Below are 772 nucleotides of genomic sequence, written 5' to 3' on the forward strand. Positions count from 1 at the left end.
GGACATACCTGTTTGGCACGACGAGTCTGGGCCAGGACATCTTCTGGCTGCTGACCTTTGCGGTACGCAACTCGCTTATTCTGGGGCTGATCGTGGCCGGATTTTCGACAGTCATTGGAGTATTCCTCGGCCTTGCCGCAGGCTATGCCGGCGGGTGGCTCGATCGGGTGCTGTCGTTCTTCATGGATGCGCTGCTGTGCATTCCGACGCTGCCGATCCTTATCCTGATGGCGGCTCTGTTTGGCGGCCAGCTGGCTCTGCCCTTCGTCGGCGTGCTGCTGGTAATTTTCAACTGGCCCTATCCGGCCCGGCAGGTGCGCGCGGTAGCGCTGACCATGCGCGAGCGTGAATTCGTCAATGTCGCGTGGTTTTCCGGCGAGTCCAGCGTGCGCATTCTGGTGCGGCACATCTTCCCCTATATCGCGGGGTGGTCGGCGGCCAATTTCATCAACACGGTGCTGGTCGGCATCTCGACCGAAAGCGCGCTGGCGGTGATCGGGCTATCGAGTGCGCAACAGGCGACACTGGGCACCATGATTTATTGGGCCATCAATTATCAGGCTCTGCTGGGCGGCAAATATGTCTGGATCGGCTCGCCAGTGGTAGCCATCGTGCTGTTGTTCATCGGGCTGTTCCTCGTTTCCTCAGGTCTCTCCATGCGCTCTTCGGCCCGGAGGATGAGCATATGATCAGCGTCGACAATGTCACCATCGGCTATGGCGCCGCCTTCATCAAAGCCGTCGACCAGGTCAGCCTCACCATCAACGATAAC

The 772-nt window shown here is 59.5% G+C and carries 1 protein-coding gene; it reads left to right on the forward strand.

The window, feature by feature from the left end; all coding sequences use genetic code 11:
- Positions 1 to 689, forward strand: a 689-nt coding sequence (locus WH91_RS20840; RefSeq protein ID WP_046172938.1) for an ABC transporter permease, incomplete at its 5' end; no start/stop codon positions are given.
- Positions 690 to 772 lie beyond the last annotated feature (83 nt).

It is taken from the genome of Devosia psychrophila, from assembly GCF_000971275.1.
GTDB lineage: Bacteria > Pseudomonadota > Alphaproteobacteria > Rhizobiales > Devosiaceae > Devosia > Devosia psychrophila.